The sequence below is a fragment of the Bradyrhizobium sp. Y36 genome, from assembly GCF_002531575.1.
In the GTDB taxonomy this organism is placed as follows: domain Bacteria; phylum Pseudomonadota; class Alphaproteobacteria; order Rhizobiales; family Xanthobacteraceae; genus Bradyrhizobium.
Genome location: NZ_NWTI01000017.1, coordinates 154,236 through 174,431 on the forward strand (window position 1 = coordinate 154,236; position 20,196 = coordinate 174,431).

At 63.9% G+C, this 20,196-nt stretch carries 26 protein-coding genes and 1 tRNA gene; 16 read left to right on the top strand and 11 right to left on the bottom strand.

Annotated elements, in window-relative coordinates; genetic code table 11:
- The first annotated feature begins 669 nt into the window (after positions 1 to 669).
- The 4 genes from CO669_RS25445 (at position 670) to CO669_RS25460 (ending at position 3,920) form a co-directional block, all read left to right on the top strand.
- Positions 670 to 1,578 (top strand): AbiTii domain-containing protein, encoded by a 909-nt coding sequence (locus tag CO669_RS25445; RefSeq protein ID WP_097662675.1) that lies wholly within the window; start codon positions 670 to 672, stop codon positions 1,576 to 1,578.
- Between the two features lie 128 nt (positions 1,579 to 1,706).
- The gene (locus tag CO669_RS25450; protein ID WP_097662676.1) at positions 1,707 to 2,318 is read left to right on the top strand and encodes a hypothetical protein; all 612 of its coding nucleotides are present in this window, start codon (positions 1,707 to 1,709) and stop codon (positions 2,316 to 2,318) included.
- 219 nt (positions 2,319 to 2,537) lie between these two features.
- Entirely contained in the window at positions 2,538 to 2,990 is a 453-nt protein-coding gene (locus CO669_RS25455; protein WP_097662677.1) for a VOC family protein, read from the top strand.
- A 291-nt stretch (positions 2,991 to 3,281) separates the two neighbouring features.
- Positions 3,282 to 3,920 (top strand): glutathione S-transferase family protein, encoded by a 639-nt coding sequence (locus CO669_RS25460; protein WP_097662678.1) that lies wholly within the window; start codon positions 3,282 to 3,284, stop codon positions 3,918 to 3,920.
- 126 nt (positions 3,921 to 4,046) lie between these two features.
- Here the strand turns inward: CO669_RS25460 and CO669_RS25465 are convergent, their stop codons facing one another.
- Genes CO669_RS25465 through CO669_RS25475 form a run of 3 tightly spaced genes read right to left on the bottom strand, consistent with a single transcriptional unit; the run spans position 4,047 to position 4,778 of the window.
- The gene (locus CO669_RS25465) at positions 4,047 to 4,214 is read right to left on the bottom strand and encodes a hypothetical protein (protein ID WP_097662679.1); all 168 of its coding nucleotides are present in this window, start codon (positions 4,212 to 4,214) and stop codon (positions 4,047 to 4,049) included.
- Positions 4,214 to 4,465 (bottom strand): hypothetical protein, encoded by a 252-nt coding sequence (locus CO669_RS25470; RefSeq protein WP_097662680.1) that lies wholly within the window; start codon positions 4,463 to 4,465, stop codon positions 4,214 to 4,216. Before CO669_RS25470 ends, CO669_RS25465 begins: the two co-directional genes overlap by 1 nt.
- A gap of 58 nt (positions 4,466 to 4,523) precedes the next feature.
- A complete protein-coding gene (locus CO669_RS25475) occupies positions 4,524 to 4,778 on the bottom strand; it encodes a PilZ domain-containing protein (RefSeq protein WP_097662681.1) in 255 nt (84 codons plus the stop codon).
- 219 nt (positions 4,779 to 4,997) lie between these two features.
- Between CO669_RS25475 and CO669_RS25480 the strand changes: the two genes are divergently transcribed.
- From CO669_RS25480 to CO669_RS25515, 8 genes are all read left to right on the top strand, one after another.
- Positions 4,998 to 5,072 (top strand) — tRNA-Glu (locus tag CO669_RS25480).
- 299 nt (positions 5,073 to 5,371) lie between these two features.
- Entirely contained in the window at positions 5,372 to 5,869 is a 498-nt protein-coding gene (locus CO669_RS25485; RefSeq protein ID WP_245444480.1) for a hypothetical protein, read from the top strand.
- A 214-nt stretch (positions 5,870 to 6,083) separates the two neighbouring features.
- A complete protein-coding gene (locus tag CO669_RS25490) occupies positions 6,084 to 6,710 on the top strand; it encodes a pilus assembly protein PilZ (RefSeq protein WP_097662683.1) in 627 nt (208 codons plus the stop codon).
- A 120-nt stretch (positions 6,711 to 6,830) separates the two neighbouring features.
- A complete protein-coding gene (locus CO669_RS25495) occupies positions 6,831 to 7,838 on the top strand; it encodes an acyl-CoA desaturase (RefSeq protein ID WP_097662684.1) in 1,008 nt (335 codons plus the stop codon).
- Positions 7,839 to 7,974: 136 nt separating this feature from the next.
- Positions 7,975 to 8,208: a hypothetical protein gene (locus CO669_RS25500; protein ID WP_097662685.1), complete on the top strand. Its 234-nt coding sequence runs from the start codon at positions 7,975 to 7,977 to the stop codon at positions 8,206 to 8,208.
- 515 nt (positions 8,209 to 8,723) lie between these two features.
- Positions 8,724 to 9,764 carry a PrsW family glutamic-type intramembrane protease gene (locus CO669_RS25505; protein ID WP_097662686.1) on the top strand — a complete coding sequence of 347 codons (1,041 nt, stop codon included), beginning with the start codon at positions 8,724 to 8,726 and terminating at the stop codon, positions 9,762 to 9,764.
- Between the two features lie 70 nt (positions 9,765 to 9,834).
- Positions 9,835 to 10,413 (top strand): HdeD family acid-resistance protein, encoded by a 579-nt coding sequence (locus CO669_RS25510; protein ID WP_097662687.1) that lies wholly within the window; start codon positions 9,835 to 9,837, stop codon positions 10,411 to 10,413.
- Between the two features lie 233 nt (positions 10,414 to 10,646).
- Complete coding sequence (locus CO669_RS25515; RefSeq protein ID WP_097662688.1) at positions 10,647 to 11,732, top strand: 3-deoxy-7-phosphoheptulonate synthase; 1,086 nt, start codon at positions 10,647 to 10,649, stop codon at positions 11,730 to 11,732.
- Positions 11,733 to 11,786: 54 nt separating this feature from the next.
- On the opposite strand, the gene CO669_RS25520 is transcribed toward CO669_RS25515, so the two are convergent.
- Genes CO669_RS25520 through epmA form a run of 3 tightly spaced genes read right to left on the bottom strand, consistent with a single transcriptional unit; the run spans position 11,787 to position 14,220 of the window.
- Positions 11,787 to 12,038: a hypothetical protein gene (locus CO669_RS25520; protein ID WP_097662689.1), complete on the bottom strand. Its 252-nt coding sequence runs from the start codon at positions 12,036 to 12,038 to the stop codon at positions 11,787 to 11,789.
- Between the two features lie 38 nt (positions 12,039 to 12,076).
- Positions 12,077 to 13,171 (bottom strand): lysine-2,3-aminomutase-like protein, encoded by a 1,095-nt coding sequence (locus tag CO669_RS25525; RefSeq protein ID WP_097662690.1) that lies wholly within the window; start codon positions 13,169 to 13,171, stop codon positions 12,077 to 12,079.
- Positions 13,168 to 14,220, bottom strand: a complete 1,053-nt coding sequence (gene epmA / locus CO669_RS25530; protein ID WP_097662691.1) for an EF-P lysine aminoacylase EpmA — start codon at positions 14,218 to 14,220, stop codon at positions 13,168 to 13,170. The genes CO669_RS25525 and epmA overlap by 4 nt, the downstream gene beginning before the upstream one ends.
- A gap of 162 nt (positions 14,221 to 14,382) precedes the next feature.
- Here epmA and efp point away from each other — a divergent pair, with 162 nt between their 5' ends.
- The 3 genes from efp to CO669_RS25545 all read left to right on the top strand — a co-directional run bounded on the left by efp (position 14,383) and on the right by CO669_RS25545 (position 17,668).
- Positions 14,383 to 14,949: an elongation factor P gene (efp, locus tag CO669_RS25535; protein WP_097662692.1), complete on the top strand. Its 567-nt coding sequence runs from the start codon at positions 14,383 to 14,385 to the stop codon at positions 14,947 to 14,949.
- Positions 14,950 to 14,973: 24 nt separating this feature from the next.
- Positions 14,974 to 16,596 carry a peptidase M23 gene (locus CO669_RS25540; protein ID WP_097662693.1) on the top strand — a complete coding sequence of 541 codons (1,623 nt, stop codon included), beginning with the start codon at positions 14,974 to 14,976 and terminating at the stop codon, positions 16,594 to 16,596.
- A gap of 85 nt (positions 16,597 to 16,681) precedes the next feature.
- Positions 16,682 to 17,668 (top strand): DUF808 domain-containing protein, encoded by a 987-nt coding sequence (locus CO669_RS25545; RefSeq protein ID WP_097662721.1) that lies wholly within the window; start codon positions 16,682 to 16,684, stop codon positions 17,666 to 17,668.
- Between the two features lie 42 nt (positions 17,669 to 17,710).
- Here the strand turns inward: CO669_RS25545 and CO669_RS25550 are convergent, their stop codons facing one another.
- Positions 17,711 to 18,214: a cupin domain-containing protein gene (locus CO669_RS25550; RefSeq protein ID WP_097662694.1), complete on the bottom strand. Its 504-nt coding sequence runs from the start codon at positions 18,212 to 18,214 to the stop codon at positions 17,711 to 17,713.
- A 21-nt stretch (positions 18,215 to 18,235) separates the two neighbouring features.
- Positions 18,236 to 18,715 carry a carboxymuconolactone decarboxylase family protein gene (locus CO669_RS25555; RefSeq protein WP_097662695.1) on the bottom strand — a complete coding sequence of 160 codons (480 nt, stop codon included), beginning with the start codon at positions 18,713 to 18,715 and terminating at the stop codon, positions 18,236 to 18,238.
- Between the two features lie 54 nt (positions 18,716 to 18,769).
- Here CO669_RS25555 and CO669_RS25560 point away from each other — a divergent pair, with 54 nt between their 5' ends.
- Positions 18,770 to 19,291, top strand: coding sequence for a MarR family winged helix-turn-helix transcriptional regulator (locus CO669_RS25560; protein ID WP_097662696.1), 522 nt, complete (start codon positions 18,770 to 18,772; stop codon positions 19,289 to 19,291).
- A gap of 21 nt (positions 19,292 to 19,312) precedes the next feature.
- Here the strand turns inward: CO669_RS25560 and CO669_RS25565 are convergent, their stop codons facing one another.
- The 3 genes from CO669_RS25565 to CO669_RS25575 form a co-directional block, all read right to left on the bottom strand.
- Positions 19,313 to 19,498, bottom strand: a complete 186-nt coding sequence (locus tag CO669_RS25565) for a hypothetical protein (RefSeq protein WP_097662697.1) — start codon at positions 19,496 to 19,498, stop codon at positions 19,313 to 19,315.
- 77 nt (positions 19,499 to 19,575) lie between these two features.
- Entirely contained in the window at positions 19,576 to 19,827 is a 252-nt protein-coding gene (locus CO669_RS25570) for a hypothetical protein (protein WP_097662698.1), read from the bottom strand.
- 61 nt (positions 19,828 to 19,888) lie between these two features.
- Positions 19,889 to 20,143 carry a hypothetical protein gene (locus CO669_RS25575; RefSeq protein WP_097662722.1) on the bottom strand — a complete coding sequence of 85 codons (255 nt, stop codon included), beginning with the start codon at positions 20,141 to 20,143 and terminating at the stop codon, positions 19,889 to 19,891.
- Positions 20,144 to 20,196: the final 53 nt, after the last annotated feature.

Sequence of the window (20,196 nt, forward strand, 5' to 3'; positions counted from 1 at the left end):
AACGTCATTGCCGGATTGACGGTGAAGAAGCCTCTACCCGGAGCGAAGTTGCGACGGTCCAGTTGATGGCGCCACGTTCACACGCAACGGCAGCGATGGGTTTCGCATGGGCTCAACCCATCCTACGCGCTGTCGCGGCGTGGCGTTGGCTCGCAACGACAGCGATGGGAATCGCAAGAGTTCACCCCATCTTATGGGCTGGACAGCAGCTTTCAGCAAAACCATTATTCCGTCATTGATCACATCAGGAATTGAAAAATGATTATGCGAACCATACTCACGACTGGCTTTGTTCTCCTCCCTGAACATCGCCAACGCTCAAGGGACGCCAGAGTGCTACGCCACCTTCCCCGGCGCCCAAGGCAAGAAATGCTGCAACGCATCTTTTGCAAAAAATGCCAGAGGTACGTTGCCGCCAGACCAGCGGATGGCTGGCCTAAGCGCATGTATGTCGAAGGCAACGAAGAAATGAACCGGGGTCGTAGGATGGATTGAGCCTTCGCGAAATCCATCTCTTCTCGATCGCCGCTCTCCGTAAACCCGGCGTGACGCGTCAGTAATGTCAGCTTCCGCACCGCCAGCACGCAACAAGAGCGATGAGTTTCGCAAGAGCTCCATCCATCCTACGGGCTAACGACATCCAAGGCCCCCCAGCTCGCGGAGTGCGCGATGAAGCTTTTAGATGACATTGTTGAGCTAGCTGCAGACAACAAGGAACCCATCGGCAACCTTCTCCGAAAATGCCTGGTTCTTGAACGGCAGCTCAAGAACGAGAAGTTTCGCGCGTGGCTCGACCTTGAATTAGATGGCTATGGTTCGGGAAATGAAGACCTCCCCAGCTATCGAGTATTCAGTTGCATTAACAAGGGTGATTTCCACGGCATCACCGTCAGGATGACCGGTCAGCCGATTTCGCTCCACGTGATGACAGAACGGGACCGCAAGCTGTTAGAGAAAGTATACCTTCATCAACCTGCCGCCTCGTACGAAGCGCGCCCCGGACAAGACAGCGATGCCGCGTTGCCGTGGAATCCCTATTTGGTCGCCAAATACCAAACTAAGATCTATCAGGACGGCGAGCCCGCGCTGATGCGCGCGTGGCAGGAGATACCGGGTTCGGTCCTGATCGCCTTGCTGGAGCAAGTTCGAAATCGCGTTTTGAGATTTGCACTCGACCTTAAAGAGAGCTTGCCGGAGGAGGCGGCCAGCGTGGCAATTGTCCCGGCAGAGCAAGTAGACAAGTCGGTTGTCAATCATATCTACGGCGGCAACATCATCATTGCGTCTCAGGCCCTAAACACGGTTCAAGTCGTTCATCAGAACGTCGCACTTGGCGACGACATATCCCTCAACAGTGCTCTCGAAGAACTGGGTATCACATCAGAAGGTCTGTCAGAACTTCAAAAGGCGCTATCTCACGACAAGGTAGAGCAAACCAAGACACTCGGGGACAAAACCAAGGAATGGCTCGTTGACATAACCAAGTATGCAGGCAAGGAGGGCTTAAAGGTCGGGTTCGAGCTAGCTAAGCAAACCGCAATCAAGTGGATCAGTCAACGCTATGGCATCCACTTCTAGCTAAGGAATCCCATATTGTTTCGGTGAGAGATTTGTTTGCCATCGCAGGTTACGTAAGACCCCCGAGAAATTCCATGGCTCGCCGCCTGAGTGAGAACCGGCCTATGCCACCCGATCCTCTAGAGAGAATGTTCGGAGATCTCGAAGAGCGCATCAATGGCATCGCGGCCATGATCGCGGCGGATCACTACAACGTGGCACAAGAACCTGCTTTTACGTCGCGCCTTGCGCAGGAGATCGAGAGCGAACTGCGCCGCCACCCGATCAACAAGGCTGGACTTCGGCTCGAAGTAGCCACTCAAGATCTAGGCGATCGCGGTCCGGGTGCCTTGGAGAAGCGTGTCGGCGCAGACCTCTACATCTCCCTCGCACGCCGCGACCGCAGACCGCCCGTAAGCAAGGGAATGCTGATGCAAGCGAAGTGGGACATTACGGCGAATGACCGAAAGCTCGGTAGCCAGATGCAGGAAATGATGGCCAGATCGGAGGACGCCTACGTCTGGTTCTACGGCCCGACAGAGATTCAATGCGCCAAAGCTAGCGACTTAATGCAGAACCACGTACCGTTCCGTTCCCTTACGGTTGGCGAGATGATTGTGAACGGATTGCGCTGCTCCGCGGGCGACGTAGGGATAGGACGTGACTTAACGCTTTCTCGCGCCGATGGGATGAGAGCTCAACTCGCTGCTCTCCGGACCCCACAGGGCCTGTCCTTTGCAGTCGTTAGGAACACAAAGTAGCGCGAGATCGCGGGGGTCGGCGTGCTCTTTGATTAAAGGGCAATCGATCTGCATCGAGGGCTCCCGGGGTCATTAAGCGCTCACGCAATCGAGAACATAAAGTGCGCGGAGCAGCGCGTGAAGATAGCGCAGCCCCTGCCCCTCCTCCCCGTTTCCTGCTATCTCTCCCCCCCGTCCCGGCCCACGACAAAACCCCACCCGTTCAAGGGAGCCCCACCCATGCGATACCTCCACACCATGCTGCGCGTGCGCAATCTCGATGTCGCGCTGAAATTCTATGTCGATGCTTTTGGCTTGAAGGAGGTGCGGCGGATCGAGAACGACAAGGGGCGATTCACGCTGGTGTTCCTGTGCTCGGCGGACGATCTCGAGGCGCTGAAGAAGCAGCCGCAGACGCGCGGCGCGCCGCTGGTCGAGCTCACCTGGAATTGGGATGAAGAGAAGTATGGCGAGGATCGCTTCTTCGGCCATCTCGCCTATGAGGTCGACGACATCTACGCCACCTGCGAGAAGCTGCAGAAGGCCGGCGTCACCATCAACCGACCACCGCGCGACGGCAACATGGCGTTCGTCCGCTCGCCGGACCTGCACTCGATCGAGCTCTTGCAGAAAGGTGACCCGAAGCCGCCGCAGGAGCCGTGGTTGTCGATGCCCAACACCGGCCACTGGTAGGCCCCGCCTCTGGAACAAGCCTTCGCCACCCGCGTTCACTCCTGGACAATGCGATTGGAGGAGGAAACCATGGGACGCGGAATTCTGCTGTGGCTGCTGGGCGTGCCGATCCCGGTGATCATTCTGTTGTGGCTGTTCTTCGGCCGCTGAGCGACAGACTCGACGTTGCAATGAAAGCTCCGCCCCCGGGCGGAGCTTTTTGCATGAGGGGCGCGCGACAATCGCGCATCGCTCCGACGTGCGAATTCCGCTATCACCCGCGGCAAGCGCCAAGGCCGCGGGAGACACTTCATGCCTGACACCAAGCTGACGATCTGGGGCCGTGCCAATTCGGTCAACGTGCAGAAGGTGCTGTGGTGCCTGACCGAGCTTGGCCTCGCTTACGAGCGCATCGACGCCGGCATGAGTTACGGCAGGACGCGCGAGGCCGAGTATCTCGCGATGAACCCGAATGCGCGGATCCCGACCCTGGTCGAGGGCGACTTCGTGCTGTGGGAATCCAATTCGATCATGCGTTATCTCTGCCTCGCCCATGGACGCGGCACGCCGATCTATCCGGCGGCACCGAAGCAGCGCGCCTCGGTCGACCGCTGGCTCGACTGGACGCTGTCGACGGTGCAGCCGGTCGACCGCCCGGTGTTCTGGGGCATCGTGCGCACGACGCCCGCCGAGCGCGACATGATCCAGGTACAGCGCGATGCCGACGCCGCCGCCGAGATCTGGGCCATCGCTGACCGCCTGCTCTCCTCGCGCCGCTTCATGGAGGGCGATGCGTTCACGCTCGCCGACATCGCGCTCGGCTCCTATGCGCGGCGCTGGCTCGGCGTCGAGGGTATCTCCCGCCCGGCACAGCCGCATCTGACCCGCTGGCTCGCCGAGCTCGGCAAGCGGCCGGGGTTTGCGCAACATGTCGCGCCGCCGATGTCGTGAAGCGGCGGCGCGGCGTAAGCTGTGCTGCGAGCGCGGTGAATCCGTGTATCTGCGCAAGCCGGTTGCGTCACGTCGGCGCTTGACGGCTACTGTGCATGGGGTTGTTTTCGCGTTTTTGCTGCCGGCCTAGCGCCAGCCGCGCTCGACCAGCAGGACGCAGACGATCAGCACGAGTGTCACCGCGGCGGTCGCCAGCCGCGCCGTCCAGCTGAGGCCGCGGCCGACCCACCACAGCAGCGCGCAGTACATCAGGACGGGGACAATGAGGTCAAGGCGTAGCAGATCCGCCGGCATCAGCGCCTCACGGTGGTGTCGATGCTGATCGACCCGCCGACCTTGACGCAGGTGCCGGTGCCCTCGACCATGACGAAGCGCGGGCCATAGGAGGCGCAGGAGCCGGCGCGGGCCTTGCCGGCCTCCCCCTTCAGCGGCACGGTCGTGCCCGGCTTGGGCCGCTCGGCAGGCGGCAGACGCAGGGCCTCGGCCGCGGCCGGGGCAGCGGATCCGGCGAGCAACGGGATCAGGATGAGAAGCGGCATGCGCATGCCGGCGTTTCTAGCCCGGACCGGCACCGCGCGCCATGGAGCCCCGCCGGGGACGCGATCAGATGAACTTGATGCCGGCCGATTTGCCGCGGCGCCATACCACCTGGCAGCTCCGCCCGGTGCGCGCATCGCGTGCGAAGGCGAGCCGGATCACGCCCGGGAGCTGACCGGCATCCTCGTCCAGCGTGATCTTGGCGCCCGAATCCGAAATGTCCTGGACCAGGCAATGCCGCGCGGCGAAGCCGCCGTCGAGCGTGATCCAGGCGTGCTGCGACAGCAGCTTGCGGGCTGCGCGCTTTTTCGGCGGTGGCATTGGAAATCTCCTTATCCAGCGCTACTCATGGAACCCTAAGAAACCGTTGAAATCGCCCCCAGATCGCCCCGGGGGCAACACTGTCCACCGGCCCCAAAAGACCGCCCCGAACGGCTTGCCCGAAGCCGGAAAGGCCACTATACGTTCGCCCGCTGCAAGCCGCCGGGCCCGACTCGGCCGGCCAGTGGCCGTGCTGGAGAACGGCGGGGCCCTGCGTTTGCTCCCTTCGTCTATCGGTTAGGACGCCACCCTTTCACGGTGGAGAGAGCGGTTCGATTCCGCTAGGGAGCGCCAGCGCGCCCGTAAGCGCAGCCATGACTCGCCACGACAGCCCGGCAGCAATCTCGCCGCTCCCTTTGAACCTCGGCGATACTCGCCGCCGACCAATGCCTGTTGGTGGAACCCGGTTCAGGCCCATGGCGCATCGTCACCCCGAAACTGAAGGTTCGTCCGGCGCGCCCGCAATGGCGCCTAGCCTTCCACCGTGGCTCGGCCATCCTCGTCAACCTTCATCGGACCGGCGCGCCAAAATGCTGGAGCATATGGCGCGCGCCAGATCAGGTCCCCAGCATCGGGCGGATCTTGCGCCAACCATGGCTGTGACGTCAGCCAAGAGCGCCACGGACCTTCTCGGCGATGTCGTCGGCCACATCATCCTGCTCGGTGTCGTCGCCTTGATCTTCCAGTCGCGTATTCCTCTGTATCTCGGCGCGTTCGTCTTCCTGACCGACGGCGAGCGCATTGAACGCGTCCTCGCAATGATCGGTATCCGGCTCGAGTCCGAAACGATCGGCGCAGACATCGTCAAGCGTTCCGCATTCTGGTTCGGATGGTTCGCGTTGCTCGGCTCGTTGAAGAGCGCCGTCCCCGCATGGCTTGCACCGTGGATGCCTCCGGCGGAGTCTTGGTCGTCCCTTGCCGGCATTGGCCTACTGCTCGCCGTCGTCGAAGCAATCATGGCGCTCGGAATGCGACGCGCCTTGCCACCGCTGGGCGTGGAGATCAGCCCGAACGGCCTGATATGGACGACGATCCAGTTCGCCATGGCCGTTGGCGCGCTCGCTTTGCTGGTGCTGGCCGGCCTCCCCTAGACGTTGCCCTGCGCGGTCGCTTCATCGTCCCTCGATGACGAGGTTGTGAGCAGTCCTCCAGCAAAAAGGGTCCAAATGCCGCGCTTTTTCCTACGCGGCCGAGGCGCGCATTTACCGGAAATTTACCCCCGCTTTTAAGCCCCGGTATCATTTGCTTAGAATTTGACGGCTACCGTGGAATTACGGAAGCGATCCCCAACATCATTGGCACCTCATGTCCGTCGCAGAGTTCCTCAGGCAGCGTGCAGTGGACGTCAGCGTGAACGGCAGCTATTCGCTGCCGCGCTGGTACGATTGTGAGGGCAAGCTACGCAGCTTCGCCTGTCGCACCAAGCGCGTCTCGCCCTTCCGCATGATCGTGGACGTCCCTGTCGTCGGCAAGGTCGGCGAGCGCCTGACCTCCTACTTCCAGGATTTCGGCGAATTCCAGTGCACCATCAGCGCGACGCTGAAATCCGGCTTCCTGATGGAGCTCGACATGACGCGGGCGCGGCGCGCCTGGATGTCGGAAAAGCTCACCTGGCTCGAGAAGAAGCAGAAGGATGACAGCATCCAGGAACTGCGACGCGACGCCCGTTTCGTTCCCCAGGTCTCGCACACCTTCCTGACGCTCGCCGACGGCAGCATCCACCCCTGCTTCATCATCGACGTCTCCACGGCCGGCGTCGCCATATCCTGCGAGTACGACCCGCCGGTGGGAACCGCGCTTGCCGTCGGCGCCTGTGTCGGACGCGTCATCCGCAAATTCGACAATGGCTTTGCCGTCAAATTCGCCGAAAAGCAGTCTCGGGACGACCTCGTCCGCCTCGTTGTACGCTCGCCGCTGCAGCAGTCGGCCTGAGCCGGGTCGGCCGCCCTTAACTCTTTCTTAACTAAATACTGGAGGTGGGGTCCCTCGCGCGCTAGGGTGTGGTCCAGTCCGTCCGCAATCATTGCGGGCCCGTGTATCGGAAGTCCTGGAATGTCCATCGCTGACGCCGAGTTCACCCCGGCACAGACCCTTCAGACCGCATCAATCGCGGCCAAGCCGCAGCTTCCCCCCGGAGTCGTCACCGAAGGACCGTTGGTGCAGGCCAAGCTGCGCGAGAGCTATCTCCTGCTCGGCATCCTCTATGTCGGCGCCGTCGCGGGCATCGTTTGGGCCGTCACGCAAGGCGTCGGCAAGGTCGAGCTGTTCACCTTCGCCTGGATGTTCGCGCTGACGACCTTCGGCATCGGCGCCGGCATGCACCGCCTGTTCGTCCATCGCAGCTTCCGCACCGGCCCGATCATGCGGGTCTTCTTCTGCGCCATCGCCCAGATGGCGGTGCAAGGCTCGATCGCCAAATGGGTCGCCAACCATCGTCGCCACCATCTCTATGCCGACGACGTCGGCGATCCCCACAGCCCGCAATTCGACGGCTTCGGCAATCGCTATGTCAGCGCGCTCAAGGGCTTCCTGCACGCCCAGGGCAGCTGGGTGTTCGACCAGGCGACCACCGACAACGAATACTACGCCAAGGACATCCTCGCCGATCCGATCGCGATGTTCTTCGTGCGCACGCGCTGGGTCTGGTACGGGATGTCGGCAATCTTCATTCCCGGCGTGATCGGCTACATCTTCGGCGGCGTCCACACCATGATCGGCTGCGTGCTGTTCTCAGGCCTGCTGCGCGCTTATCTGCTGATCCTCACCAGCCAGCTCACCGGCTCGGTCTGTCACGCCTATGGCTATCGCCGCTTCGAGGTCGACGATGCCTCCACCAACGAGTTCGTGACCACGATCCTCACCTTCGGCGAGGGGCTGCACAACAACCATCACCGCTTCCCGCGGGATGCCTATCTCTCGCACGCCTGGTGGGAGATCGACCTCAACGGCCTGATCATCCTGGGCATGGAAAAGATCGGCCTCGTCCACGACGTCTTCCACGCCTCGCACCGCCAGCTGGAGCTGGCGGCCGAAGCGGAGGCGGCGACGACGGCGCGCTAAGCCGGCAGGCGGCGGCCGCGGCCCGGCCGTCTTGCCTCCGCATCGCCGCCCTATCGCGGCCCCATTGCGGGATCAGCTTTTGCACGTCCGTGCCTCACGCCGGACGTCATTTGCGGACTTGCGATCGGGGGACCGGATGGCAGTCAACAAGATCACCTGGGACAGGGTCGGCCGGGTCTCCGAGCCCGGGCGCTACATGTACACGTTCGGCTGGCTCACCATCACCGCCGGCGATCTCGAGATCTGGAAGCTCTACCCCCAGGCCGCCTTCACGCTGCTGGCGCAACCGGGCGAGCCGGATCCATCCCTTGGCGAGGAATTCCATCTCGGCGCCTTCGACGTCGCGCCGCCGCCATTCACCACGCACTGACGACGGAAAGCGGCGGCGTTTTTCGGGAACGCATGGCACGGGCGTTGCTTTATAAATCCCATGATGCACATCCCCGCCGTCGACCAGGCCTTCCTGCTGCTCCTCATCGTGTTCTGCCTTGGCACGTGCTTGGTACGCGCCTTCTGGGAGCTGGAGCAAGCGCGGATGCGCCGGATCGCCTCGCCGCCCCGTGGACGCCCAACGAACCGGCGTTAGCCGGCCTATCCGGCGTAGGCAGCCTCGAAGAGACACCTGCGCGGCAGATCGAAGAAACCTCGGCATTTCCTTGATCTGACTTGCCAATCGCGCCCGAACGGATGTCGCCCGATCGTTGTCGTGGATGACGAACGAGTTCTGTCATGCAATTGATTGCGCTTGTATTCTACGCCTTCGCGGGCGATGGCGGATGAACGGAATCTGTCGCGGGCGTTAAGCGAGCCGACAGCGACCGCATGACACATGGTCGCATCGGTGAATGTGGATAAGCGGACCAAGGGAACCTATTTTCGGCGCCGATGTACCTGATTGAAGCGTTGCCCACCGTCATCGGAACTGCCGCCATCGCCCCGGCGCTGCTGATGCTGTGGCTTGTCATCGCCGCTGAAGAGCGCCCCGGCCCGCCCGCCCAGGTCTGGACCGCCTTCCTGCTTGGCGCCGCGAGCATCTCGTTGCTGGGCCTCGCCCGCGCCCCCTTCGCCAAGATGGTCGCCGCCCCCGACAATCCCTGGGCGGCGTTGGCCATGCATTCGATCTTCGGCGTCGCCTTGCCCGAGGAGGCCGTCAAGGTGATCGCCATCGTGGTGATCTCCTCGACCAAGCGGCGGACCTTTGCCAACCCGATGGATACCGTGGTCTACGGCGCCGCGGTTGGCCTCGGCTTCGCCGCTTATGAGAACCTCGCCTATCTGGTTCAGCACGCCGAGATGTGGCGCTCGCTGGCCGCCTTGCGCAGCGTGCTGACCGTGCCGTTCCACGGCGCGCTCGGCATCATCGCAGGCGCCTACCTCACGATCGCGCGCGCCGGCACGGCGCTCGGCGCCAACCGCCACCACCGCGATTGGGCCCGCCTCTCCAGCCGCCTCCTGATGCTCGCCGGCCCCCTCGCGCTGCATTCGGCCTTCGACTTTCCGCTGCTGACCTTGCAAAGAATGCCCGATCTCGATCCGACGTTGCGGATGTGGTTGGGCGGCGCAAGCCTCTTGATCGGCTTCAGCTCGATCGCTTTCGCGATCCGCCTGGTCCGGCGCGTCGCCCGCCACCATGCCCCCCGGACCGAAATTGCGCGGGAGCGGCTCAGCCAGCTCCGCCGGATGTGGGCGCTGCTGCTGGCCGGCGGGGGCGTCGGCTTTCTCGGGCTCGCCTTCGTGCTGACCTCGATCCATCACTGGCTCATCAATCCCGAGCGCAATCTGACGCTGGCCCTGATCCCGATCGGCTTCGTCTCGATCCTGCTCGGTCTTGCGCTTCTGGTTGTCACGACCGCGATCTACATTCTCGGCCGCAACCGGATCCGCACCAGCGCGGAAGGCTTTTCTTCGGCGCCCGGCGGCGGGTAGGCCTGCGGGATGGCAAGTGCGCCGCCCGCATACTAAATTGAGTGTCGATCTTTCGATCTGGAGCCTGCCCATGACCTCGCCCGATGATTTTTCACGGCTGCAATCCGTCATGAGCCGGACGGTCAAGACGCACTGGAAGGCCTTCCTGTTCGAAGGCATCCTGCTCGCCGTCCTCGGCATCGCCGCGCTGATCCTGCCGCCGCTCGCGAGCCTTGCGATCGCGATCTTCCTCGGCTGGATGTTCCTGGTCAGCGGCATCGGCGGGCTGATCGTGACCTATTGGGCGCGCAGCACGCCGGGCTTCTGGTGGTCGCTGATCTCGGCTGCGCTCGCCGTGCTCGCCGGCCTGCTGCTGCTGGCCCGGCCGATGCAGGCCGTGCTGACGCTGACCATCGTGCTTGGCGCCTACTTCCTTGCCGAGGGCGTCGCCACGATCATGTACGCACTGGAGCACCGCCGCGAGTTGAGCAGCCGCTGGTCGTGGCTGCTGATCTCGGGCCTCGTCGACATCGCGATCTCGTTCATGGTGATCACGGGGCTGCCGAGCTCGGCGGAATGGGCCATCGGCATCCTGGTCGGTATCAACCTGCTGTTCGGCGGCGCCAGCCTGATCGGCATGGCGCTGGCGGCGCGCAACAGCAACACCTGAGGCGCCTCGTCGGCTGTCGCGCCGATGGGGGGTGACAAACCGCCATTGGCGCGCTATATCGCCTACCATGATCACCGTCGCCACCAGCTATTTTTGGTACTTTAGCTACGACAGCTCGCTGGCGGCAGGAGGATCGCGCTCAATCTGAATATTGAAGCAAACGTCCGAACAAGCCGCCAGACCTGGCGGCTTTTTTATTGGCCGGCAGGTTCTCAAAATGACAGGAGCCCGCCGTGCTGAGCACGACCGACGATCTTCGCATCCGTGAACTGAAAGAACTGAGCACCCCGGAAGAGGTGATGCGGGAGGTCCCGCGCACGCTCACCGCCACGCGCGTCGTGATGGCCGCACGCAACGCCATCCATGCCATCCTGAGCAACCAGGACGACCGTCTTCTGGTCGTCGTCGGGCCCTGCTCGGTGCACGATCCCAAGGCCGCGATCGACTACGCCGAGCGCCTCGCACGCTTGCGCGAGGATCTCGCCGACCAGCTCGAGATCGTGATGCGGGTCTATTTCGAGAAGCCGCGCACCACGGTCGGCTGGAAGGGCCTGATCAACGATCCCGATCTCGACGGCAGCTTCGACATCAACAAGGGTCTGCGGCTGGCGCGCAACGTGCTGTCGGCGGTGAACAATCTCGGCCTGCCCGCCGGCACCGAATTCCTCGACATGACGACCCCGCAATACATCGCCGATCTCGTGTCCTGGGCCGCGATCGGCGCGCGCACGACCGAGAGCCAGATCCATCGCGAGCTGGCTTCCGGGCTGTCGTGCCCGGTCGGCTTCAAGAACGGCACCGACGGCAACGTGCGGATTGCGGCGGACGCGGTGAAGTCGGCCTCGCACCCGCATCATTTCATGGCCGTCACGAAACTCGGCCGCTCGGCGATCGCCTCGACCGCGGGCAACGAGGACTGCCACATCATCCTGCGCGGCGGCAGCAAGCCAAACTACGACGCGGCAAGCGTCGCGGCCGCCTGCAACGAGCTGACCAAATCAGGCGTCGCGCCGCTGGTGATGGTCGATGCGAGCCACGCCAATTCGAGCAAGAAGCCGGAGAACCAGCCGCTGGTCATGGCCGACATCGCCGGCCAGATCTCCAGCGGCGAGAACCGGATCATGGGGGTGATGATCGAGAGCAATCTCGTTGCCGGCCGCCAGGACGTCGTGCCGGGCAAGCCGCTCACCTACGGCCAGAGCATCACCGATGGCTGCATCGACTGGTCGAGCACGGAGAGCGTGCTCGCGCAGCTCGCCGACGCGGTCGAGGTCCGCCGCAACACAAGGCGGGCGGGCCTGCACGAGCGAACAGCATAACCGAAGCAAACGCGGGCGGGGCGAGTCGTGGCGCCCTGCCCGCAATCAACATGATCAGCAACCGCGGCAGATGCTCTTGATCTTCTTGTCGAGCGCCTGGTTTTCCTTGCTGAGCGGATCGTTCGGATCGGTCAGGCTCTTCTCGTTCGGCACGTCCGAGACGCGCGGCTGGCGATGGCCAACGGGAGCCTGCGGTAGGGATCCGGAGCTTGCACCACCCGACGTCGATCCCTTGGTGCCGGTCTGCGCAATCGCCATGCCACCGAGCAAGACCACGAGCGATGCTGCCAGCATGATCTTCTTCATGTCCGATCCTCCATTCTCAAACCGGCGTTTCTCACCGCTCACGTCTCAGGCGGATAGAGATGAACGTCGCCGCAATAGTCGACGATACGATAGCTCGTTTTCGCGTCCGCTTCACGTCCATCGGCTGCGGTATTTTGCTCCGCCAACACATAGCTGGGCCCGACCGGCGACTTGCCGGCACCACCGGGGATATCGATGACATAGTCCGGCTGACACAGCCCTGACACCCGCCCGCGCAACTGCCGCATCAGGTCCTGCCCCTCCGCCAGCGTCGTCCGCAAATGCGCGGTACCCGGCGCGAGATCGCCGTGATGCAGATAATAGGGCTTGATGCGGCATTCGACGAAAGCTCGCATCAAATCCGACAGCGCGGCGATGTTGTCATTGACCCCGCGCAACAACACGGACTGGCTCACCAGCGGAATTCCGGCATCGACGAGCCGCGCGCAGGCGGCGCGCGCCAGCCCAGTCAGTTCGCGCGCATGGTTGGCATGCACGGCCACCCAGGTGGTCGCCCCCTCGACATTGAGCGCCGCGACCATTTCGTCGCTGATGCGCGCGGGATCGGCCACGGGCACGCGGCTGTGCAGGCGGATGATCTTGACGTGATCGATGGAAGCGAGATCGGTCATGATCTCGCCCATTCGTCGCGGCGACAGCATCAAGGGATCACCGCCGGTCAGGATCACTTCCCAGATCTCTTGATGCGATCGGATGTAATCGATCGCAGCGCGATAGGCGCTATCCGACAGCGCGTTCTCCTTGCCCGGCCCCACCATCTCGCGGCGGAAACAGAAGCGGCAATAGACCGCGCAGACGTGAACGAGCTTGAACAGGACGCGATCGGGATAGCGGTGCACGATGCCGGATACGGGCGAGTGCGGGTGATCGCCGATTGGATCGGCGTTCTCGCCCGGCTGCATCTCCAGCTCCGCGGCGGTCGGAACGAACTGCCGGGCGATGGGATCGTCGGGATCAGACGGATCGATCAGTTCGGCCAGCGCCGGCGTGATGGCCACCGCATAGCGCGCGGCAACGCGTTCGAGCGCGGGCAGCGTAGCCGCCGGCGCCAGACCTTCGGCCACGAGCTCGGCCGGCTCGCGCAATGTCCGTGCAAGACCAGTTTTCGTCATTTCTCACCTGCAGGCGGTGTCCACACCACCTGATCAATTCGCGCTGCGCCGCTCGCCAGCATCACCAGCCGGTCGAAGCCGAGCGCGACGCCGCTTGCCTCCGGCATGGCGGCCACAGCGGCCAGAAAGTCCTCGTCGAGCGGATAGGCTTCGCCGTAGCGGCGCTGCTTCTCGGTCATCGATTCCGTGAAGCGCTTTCGCTGCTCCCCGGCATCGGTCAGCTCCCCAAAGCCGTTCGCAAGCTCAACGCCGCACGCATAGACCTCGAAGCGCTCGGCCACCCTGGGATCGTCCATCTTCACCCGTGCCAGCGCCGCCTCTGGAGATGGGTATTCGAACAGGATGGTCAAACGTCCCTGCCCCAGCTGCGGCTCGACATGCTCGACCAGGACCTTGCTGAAGATGTCGGACCAGGTGTCGTCCTCGGCCACGCGGACCTTGCCGCCGGCAGCCTCGGCGAGCGCGGCACGATTACCCTCGCTGCCCGAGATTGTCGACAGCAGGTCGATGCCGGCGAACCGGTCGAAGGCGCCCGCGACCGTCAGCAGCTCGGGCTCGGCGAAGGGATCGGCGGTCCGGCCGCGAAAGGCGAAGGTTCCGATGCCGGTGGCCTGCGCTGCGCTGGCGATGACCACCACGGTGTCGGCCATGATGGCATCATAAGGCGCGCCGGCCCGGTACCATTCCAGCATGGTGAATTCTGGCAGATGCAGGTCGCCGCGCTCGCGGTCGCGGAACACCCGGGCGAACTCGAAAATGCGCGTTTCGCCGGCCGCCAGCAGCTTCTTGCAGGCGAATTCCGGCGAGGTCCGCAAATAGCGGCTGACCCGGCTGCCGTCCGGCCGCATCAGCTCGGTTCGGGGGGCGTGCAGATGGGTTTCGTTGCCCGGGGAGACCTGGAGAACGGAGGTTTCGACCTCAACGAAGCCCTGCTCGGCGAAAAAGCCCCGTATCGCTCCGGTAATGGCCCCCCGCGCCCTCAGGAAAGGCCGCCGGTCGAGGTGTCGGTCGGGCGACCAGAACGGTGAAATGGGCTTGTCCCCAGTCATCAACCCACCGCCCCCACCCCAAGCAAAACGCTGGCATCCAACGGCAAAATCAGTATGTTGCGGCCCGAAACGGGCGCCGAGGTCCGATTTGAGGCCCCAAGTCCCCCATCGATTTGACCACGTCCTGGCCGGTGCCGGGCCAAGCAAGCAGGAAATATAGCTTTGAGAGTCATCGCCAGTTCTATTCGCAAGGGCAACGTGATCGAGCAAGACGGCAAGCTCTATGTCGTCGTCAGCGCCGAAAACATCCATCCCGGCAAGGGTACCCCGGTCAGCCAGATCGAAATGCGCCGAATCTCGGACGGGGTAAAGATCTCCGAACGCTACAAGACCACCGACCAGGTCGAAAAGGCCACGATCGAAGAGCGCAACTACACCTTCCTGTATGAAGATGGCGACGGCTTCCACTTCATGAACCCGGAGACCTATGACCAGGTCCAGGTTTCCAAGGACGTGGTCGGCGACGCGGCCGCCTACCTTCAGCCAGAGATGATCGTCAAGCTGTCGGTCCACGACGTCAACGTGGTCTCGCTCGCGCTGCCCCAGCGCGTGACGCTGGAAGTGGTCGAGACCGAGCCGGTGACCAAGGGCCAGACCGCCTCCTCCTCCTACAAGCCCGCGGTGCTCTCCAACGGCATCCGCACCGCCGTGCCGCCGCACATCTCGGTCGGCACCCGCATCGTGGTGATGACCGAAGACGGCTCCTACTCCGAGCGCGCCAAGGACTGACGGGGAACAGAGCGGTCGCAACAGGTGGCGCCGGGGGGCGAGACAGTGGTTGGGAAAGGTTTCCGCTTCGTCTCGCAAGTTCTGGCGTCGCTTTCGCTCCTTCTTGGCTCTCCGCTCGCCGCGGATGAATTCCGCAGCCCCTCGCTCACGGCCCTGCGCGTCGACTGGCGCGCAGCGCTCGACCAGCTCCGCACCGAGATCGGCAGCCGCCCCCGGGTCGCGGAGGATTTCACCTTCGTCCCTCGCCGCTCGGTACCGCGCTACGATCCGCGCGCGACGCCCGCACTGGTGCAGCTCAACGCGGTCTCCTCGCGTTTCTTCACGGGCATCACCCGCAGTCCGGTGCCTGTGCTGTTGCCGTTCGACGCCGCCGCCTACCTCGATACGCAGCGCAGCGGTGCGCCGGCGATGCTCGCGCTGTCGCGCTACCAGGCGGATTTCAATCCCGTCGACATGTTCGATGCCGGTCCCGCCGGCTACAGCGCGACCTTCTCGCTCGAGCCCGGCGCCGGCGACGGCATGCCGGCCCGGGTGTTCGCAAGGCCGGTCGAAGTGCAGATCACGGGCTCTGCGCTCGTCTACGACATCGCCGATCCCTCAGGGGGCAAGGGCGAGCAGGTCAAGCCGCTCGCGGCGCTCTATCCGGACCTGCGAAAGTTCATCCGCGAGGGCTATGTCCGCTACGCCTTCACGCGCTTTGGCGTCGCCTATGTGGTCTCGATCCAGTGCCTCGACAGCGTCGCCAAGCCGCGGCGGCTCGCCTGCAAGGAAGCCTACCCGGTTGCCGAGCGCTTCCTGAAGGCCCTCCGCGTCGCCGGCGGCCAACGCATGCGGCCATTGGCGGACATCGCCTCCACCATCCTCGATCGTCCGGCGGAGCGCTCAGCCGACTTCAGCTACCGGCCGAGCGGCGACATCATCCCGAACACCGGCTATCGCAAGCAGGGCGGCCATCCCGACGTGATGGCCTATGCCCAGATCCGTTTTCCGCTCGAAAAAGCCCCCGCCTTCGTGCGTTCGCAATCCTACGGCAAGCGCGACAAGAGCGAAGGTCCGACCGCCTATCCCTGGCGCGACAATTTTTGCGAGTCGCGCAGCTTCGAGGTCTGGCAATGCGGCGGAGGCTACGGCCATCAGGGCGAGGACATCCGCGCCGCCGATTGCCCGCCACCCGGCGAAGGCCGCGAGCCCTGCGATCCCAAGCAGCGTGCCGTCGTCGCCGTGCGTGACGCGATCGTGATCCGCGGAGCCAAGGACCAGGCCGCGACGCTTCAGGTCAACAGCCGTACCGAGCACATCCGCTTCCGCTACATGCACATGAACCCGCAGGCGATGAATGCCGATGGCGTGCTCAATGGCCGCATCGTCACCGAAGGCGAGAAGATCGGCGTGATCTCCAACTATCTCGACCATCCCGCGGGAACGTCGATGCATCTGCATTTCGACGTGCAGGTGTTCACCCGCGACGGCTGGATCTGGGTCAGCCCCTACGCGACCCTGGTCTCCGCCTATGAACGCCTGATCCACGCCCGCGGCCGCGAGATCGGCCCGGAGATTGCAGTCACGGCCCAGCCGGTCGCCCATGCGCTACCGGAGGACGTGATCAAGCCGGACCTGCGCGAGGGGTCGGGCAGCGAAGAGAATTGAGAGCTTGCTCGCTTCCAAATGAAGGGCGGTGCAAGTGTGTGCAGTCGCGGACACCGCCGGCTCGAATGAACAAGGGATCGGCTTGATGAGTGTCGGATTGATCGGTCTCCTCGACGACGTCGCGGCGATTGCGAAGGTGGCGGCCGCCTCGCTCGACGATATCGCGGGCCAGGCTGCCAAAGCGGGCGCAAAGGCCGCCGGCGTCGTCATCGACGACGCGGCCGTCACGCCGAACTACGTCATCGGTTTTGCCTCGAAACGCGAGTTGCCCATCGTCGGCAAGATTGCGGTCGGATCGCTGCGCAACAAATTGCTGATCCTGCTGCCGATTGCCCTGCTGCTCGGCTATTTCCTTCCCGCCGCGGTGACGCCGCTGCTGATGCTGGGCGGAGCCTTTCTCTGCTACGAGGGCGCCGAGAAGGTGCTCGAAGCCGTGATGCCGCATCATGCGCACGCCCTTGAAGCTGAGCTCCAACCGGTTGCGGTCGAAGCAAGGTCGGTCGAGGACGAGAAGGTCGCGAGCGCCATCAAGACGGATTTCATCCTGTCGGCGGAGATCATGGCAATCACGCTCGCGGCACTCCCATCGGGCAATATCTGGACGCAGGCGCTGGTGCTGGCTCTGGTCGGGTTCGGCATCACGATCGGGGTCTACGGCGTGGTGGCCCTGATCGTGAAGGCGGACGATGCCGGGCTGGCCCTTGCACGCTATGACGGCGCCTCAGCCATTGGCGCCGCGATCCGGGCGCTTGGACGCGCGCTCGTTCGCGGCATGCCCCCCTTCCTGACCGTGCTGAGCACCATCGGTACGGCCGCGATGATCTGGGTCGGCGGCGGCATCATCCTGCATGGCGTCGAAAAATATGGTCCGCCGGTGGTCGGCCGCACGGTCCACGCCGCGACCGAGGCTGCGGCACACGCATTTCCCTCCATTGCGGGCATCGTCGAATGGTCGGTCGAGGCCGCCATCTCAGGCGTGTTCGGACTGATCATCGGCGCGCTTGCGATTCCGGCAGTGGAATACGCTCTTGCACCGGCTTGGAAACGGCTGAGGCGATCGCGGTCGGCCTGAAAGGAGCGAGGCCGACCGGCATCGCTCCATCCGGGCTATCGATCACTCCAGAAGCGTCGTGAGTTGCGCGCCCTCGTCCGCAACGAACACTGCGATCAATTCCGCCGGCTCCGTCATGCTCGCATTCGCCGACACCAGATGCGTCGAGCCCGGTGGTTCGAAGAAGGACTGGCCGACGCCGAACGTCTCGACTGGGCCGCCGCCGAGCTGGGAGCGGATCTCACCCCTGGTGATGTAGGCGGTCACAGATCCCGCATGACGGTGCGGGCGCGAGAATCCGCCCGGTCCGTAGAATACACGAACGATCGTGACGCGCTTGCCCGGAACGTTGGGCAGCGCGTAGGAGCCGATCGGCTCGACCTTGTCGAGAGGCGAGCTCTCCGCAGCTGTGGCACAGAGCGGGGCCAGCACATTGGATACCGTGTCTATCGTCACGGGCAGCGCCTTGCCGATCGCAAGGGCGCAGGCGAGCCCGGCAACAGCGGCCAATGCCATCGCGCGCGACGGCACCGGACGTTGCGGATTGGCCAAGCTGATTGCTGTCATGACAATCTCCCCTCGTGCTGATCAGGATGCCGCGGCATTCGCGGCCACCGGCCGGGTCGCCGGCGTCCAGCGAAATGCGGCACCAAACCGGTTCCAGACGTTGATCGAGGCGACCGCCGAGGTCAGGTACATCAGCTCGGTCTCGGAAAATTCGCGCGCAGCCTGCGCATAGACCTCGTCACTGACGCCGTCGGGCAGGAAGGTCAGGGCCTCGGCCCAGGCCAACGCGGCCCGCTCGCGCGGCGAAAAGATCGGCGCTTCGCGCCAGACCGCGACCAGATTGAGCTTGTCCACGGGCACGCCAATGCGCTCCGACAACAGGATGTGATGCTGCACGCAGAAGGCGCAGCCATTGATCTGCGAGGCCCGCAGCTTGACGAGCTCGAGCAACTGCTTGTCGAGGCCGGCCTTGGCCGCAAGCTGGCCCAGCGCAAGCACCAGATCATACGCATCTGGCGCGATCCGCTTGAAATCCTCGTATTCGCTGCGGGCGTGTGACATTGCCGTTCACCTCGTGTTATTATAAGACTGCTTACATCTTATAAGAGCACTTACATGTTACGCAAGGCGTCCGCCATCACGACATCGAAATCCCGGGGCAAAACCGCCGGACCTGATGCCGTGCACGTGCCCGCCCCCGGCGAAGGCAAGCGCGGCGAAGACGGCTATCTGGGTTATCTCCTGCGCCAGGCCCACGCCGCGGTTCGCCTGACGATGGAGCGGACGCTCGCCGATCTCGGCGTAACCTCGCCGCAATTTGCCGTGCTGACGATGCTGAATGCCTATCCGGGGCTATCGGGCGCCGATGTGGCCCGTCTCACCTTCCTCACCCCCCAGACGGTCGGCGTCATCATCCGCAACCTCGAACGCGACGGCGCAATCGTGATGACGCCTCATCCCGTCCACGGCCGGATCCAGCAATGGACGCTGACCAACCGTGGAACGACGCTGTTGACAGCGTGCAGGGAACGCGTGATCGCGCTGGAAAAGCGGCTGGCCGGCGGCCTCGACGCCAAGGCCGAGGCGAGCATTCGCCGCTGGCTCGCCAACGTCGCGACGGAGCTGCAGCAGGAGTAGACCGGGAGAACCGGACAACGGCTAGTCGCCGCCTCCGCCGTCTCCGCCACCGTCACAGCCGGCGGCATCCGAAAAATCGCCGCCCCCGTCGCCGCCGCCCTGAACACCGCGGCCAAAGTTTTCGGCGATGATCATCAGGATGACAACGAAAAGCCCGGCGCCGAACGGCCAGGGATTGGCACGGATGATGTCGGACAGCTCCTGCATGCGCGCATCCTGCGCAGGCAGAAGCGAACCGACCGTAAAGCTGCAGCCTCAAAGTCGGGGCACCCGGCGCACGCGGACTAGCCGCCCTTCAACACATTCTTAACCTCGCCGTCGGGCCACGCCTCGCCCGCCGCGATCACCCGCACGCGGCTTTGGTCCGTGCCATTCACCAGCACATGCGAACTCACCCGATCACCGCTCTGCTCCAAGCTCAGGTCGGTCTCGGGCTTCCAGCTCAGCGTGGTCGCGAGATCGCCGGGAAAGATCTGCCATTGCGATCCGTCGTCGAGCTCGACGACGTGGCTTTCCGCGTGCGCGCGTATCTTCATTCCACCCCGAATTCTCGATGTACGGAAGCGGCCCCGGCGCTTCAAGCCGGGGCCTATTCCGTCAGTCGTTGTCGTGATGAATCACGGTCTTGCTGCGATTGCCGAATTCATCTTCCTTCTTGATCACGGTGGTGCGGCTGGACGGCTCGCGCTCCTTGATCACAGTGGTGCGGTCCCGCTCGCGGACGCGATAGTCCGGAGACTGGCCAACTGTCACGCCGGCTCCGACCGGACCGACATGCACGCCGACTTCATCCGCGAACGCAGGCGCCGCGATGGCGGTGACCATGGCGGCGGCAAACAGATATTTCCTCATCATGTCCTCCTCTTGTCATGCGGGAGGAATGCAGGAGTGCGACACTTTGTTCC

Excerpts from the sequence above, each read along its gene's own strand:
- epmA (WP_097662691.1), bottom strand. The coding sequence starts at position 14,220 with ATGACTGGGGACAAGCCCATTTCACCGTTCTGGTCGCCCGACCGACAC.
- CO669_RS25565 (WP_097662697.1), bottom strand. The coding sequence starts at position 19,498 with ATGCAGGAGCTGTCCGACATCATCCGTGCCAATCCCTGGCCGTTCGGC.
- CO669_RS25570 (WP_097662698.1), bottom strand. The coding sequence starts at position 19,827 with ATGAAGATACGCGCGCACGCGGAAAGCCACGTCGTCGAGCTCGACGAC.
- CO669_RS25490 (WP_097662683.1), top strand. The coding sequence starts at position 6,084 with ATGTCCGTCGCAGAGTTCCTCAGGCAGCGTGCAGTGGACGTCAGCGTG.
- CO669_RS25465 (WP_097662679.1), bottom strand. The coding sequence starts at position 4,214 with ATGCCGGCGGATCTGCTACGCCTTGACCTCATTGTCCCCGTCCTGATG.
- CO669_RS25520 (WP_097662689.1), bottom strand. The coding sequence starts at position 12,038 with ATGAAGAAGATCATGCTGGCAGCATCGCTCGTGGTCTTGCTCGGTGGC.
- CO669_RS25455 (WP_097662677.1), top strand. The coding sequence starts at position 2,538 with ATGCGATACCTCCACACCATGCTGCGCGTGCGCAATCTCGATGTCGCG.
- CO669_RS25510 (WP_097662687.1), top strand. The coding sequence starts at position 9,835 with ATGACCTCGCCCGATGATTTTTCACGGCTGCAATCCGTCATGAGCCGG.
- CO669_RS25460 (WP_097662678.1), top strand. The coding sequence starts at position 3,282 with ATGCCTGACACCAAGCTGACGATCTGGGGCCGTGCCAATTCGGTCAAC.
- CO669_RS25575 (WP_097662722.1), bottom strand. The coding sequence starts at position 20,143 with ATGAGGAAATATCTGTTTGCCGCCGCCATGGTCACCGCCATCGCGGCG.
- CO669_RS25525 (WP_097662690.1), bottom strand. The coding sequence starts at position 13,171 with ATGACGAAAACTGGTCTTGCACGGACATTGCGCGAGCCGGCCGAGCTC.
- CO669_RS25505 (WP_097662686.1), top strand. The coding sequence starts at position 8,724 with ATGTACCTGATTGAAGCGTTGCCCACCGTCATCGGAACTGCCGCCATC.
- CO669_RS25560 (WP_097662696.1), top strand. The coding sequence starts at position 18,770 with ATGTTACGCAAGGCGTCCGCCATCACGACATCGAAATCCCGGGGCAAA.
- CO669_RS25495 (WP_097662684.1), top strand. The coding sequence starts at position 6,831 with ATGTCCATCGCTGACGCCGAGTTCACCCCGGCACAGACCCTTCAGACC.
- CO669_RS25450 (WP_097662676.1), top strand. The coding sequence starts at position 1,707 with ATGTTCGGAGATCTCGAAGAGCGCATCAATGGCATCGCGGCCATGATC.
- CO669_RS25550 (WP_097662694.1), bottom strand. The coding sequence starts at position 18,214 with ATGACAGCAATCAGCTTGGCCAATCCGCAACGTCCGGTGCCGTCGCGC.
- CO669_RS25485 (WP_245444480.1), top strand. The coding sequence starts at position 5,372 with ATGGCTGTGACGTCAGCCAAGAGCGCCACGGACCTTCTCGGCGATGTC.
- CO669_RS25470 (WP_097662680.1), bottom strand. The coding sequence starts at position 4,465 with ATGCGCATGCCGCTTCTCATCCTGATCCCGTTGCTCGCCGGATCCGCT.
- CO669_RS25555 (WP_097662695.1), bottom strand. The coding sequence starts at position 18,715 with ATGTCACACGCCCGCAGCGAATACGAGGATTTCAAGCGGATCGCGCCA.
- CO669_RS25475 (WP_097662681.1), bottom strand. The coding sequence starts at position 4,778 with ATGCCACCGCCGAAAAAGCGCGCAGCCCGCAAGCTGCTGTCGCAGCAC.
- CO669_RS25500 (WP_097662685.1), top strand. The coding sequence starts at position 7,975 with ATGGCAGTCAACAAGATCACCTGGGACAGGGTCGGCCGGGTCTCCGAG.
- CO669_RS25545 (WP_097662721.1), top strand. The coding sequence starts at position 16,682 with ATGAGTGTCGGATTGATCGGTCTCCTCGACGACGTCGCGGCGATTGCG.
- CO669_RS25445 (WP_097662675.1), top strand. The coding sequence starts at position 670 with ATGAAGCTTTTAGATGACATTGTTGAGCTAGCTGCAGACAACAAGGAA.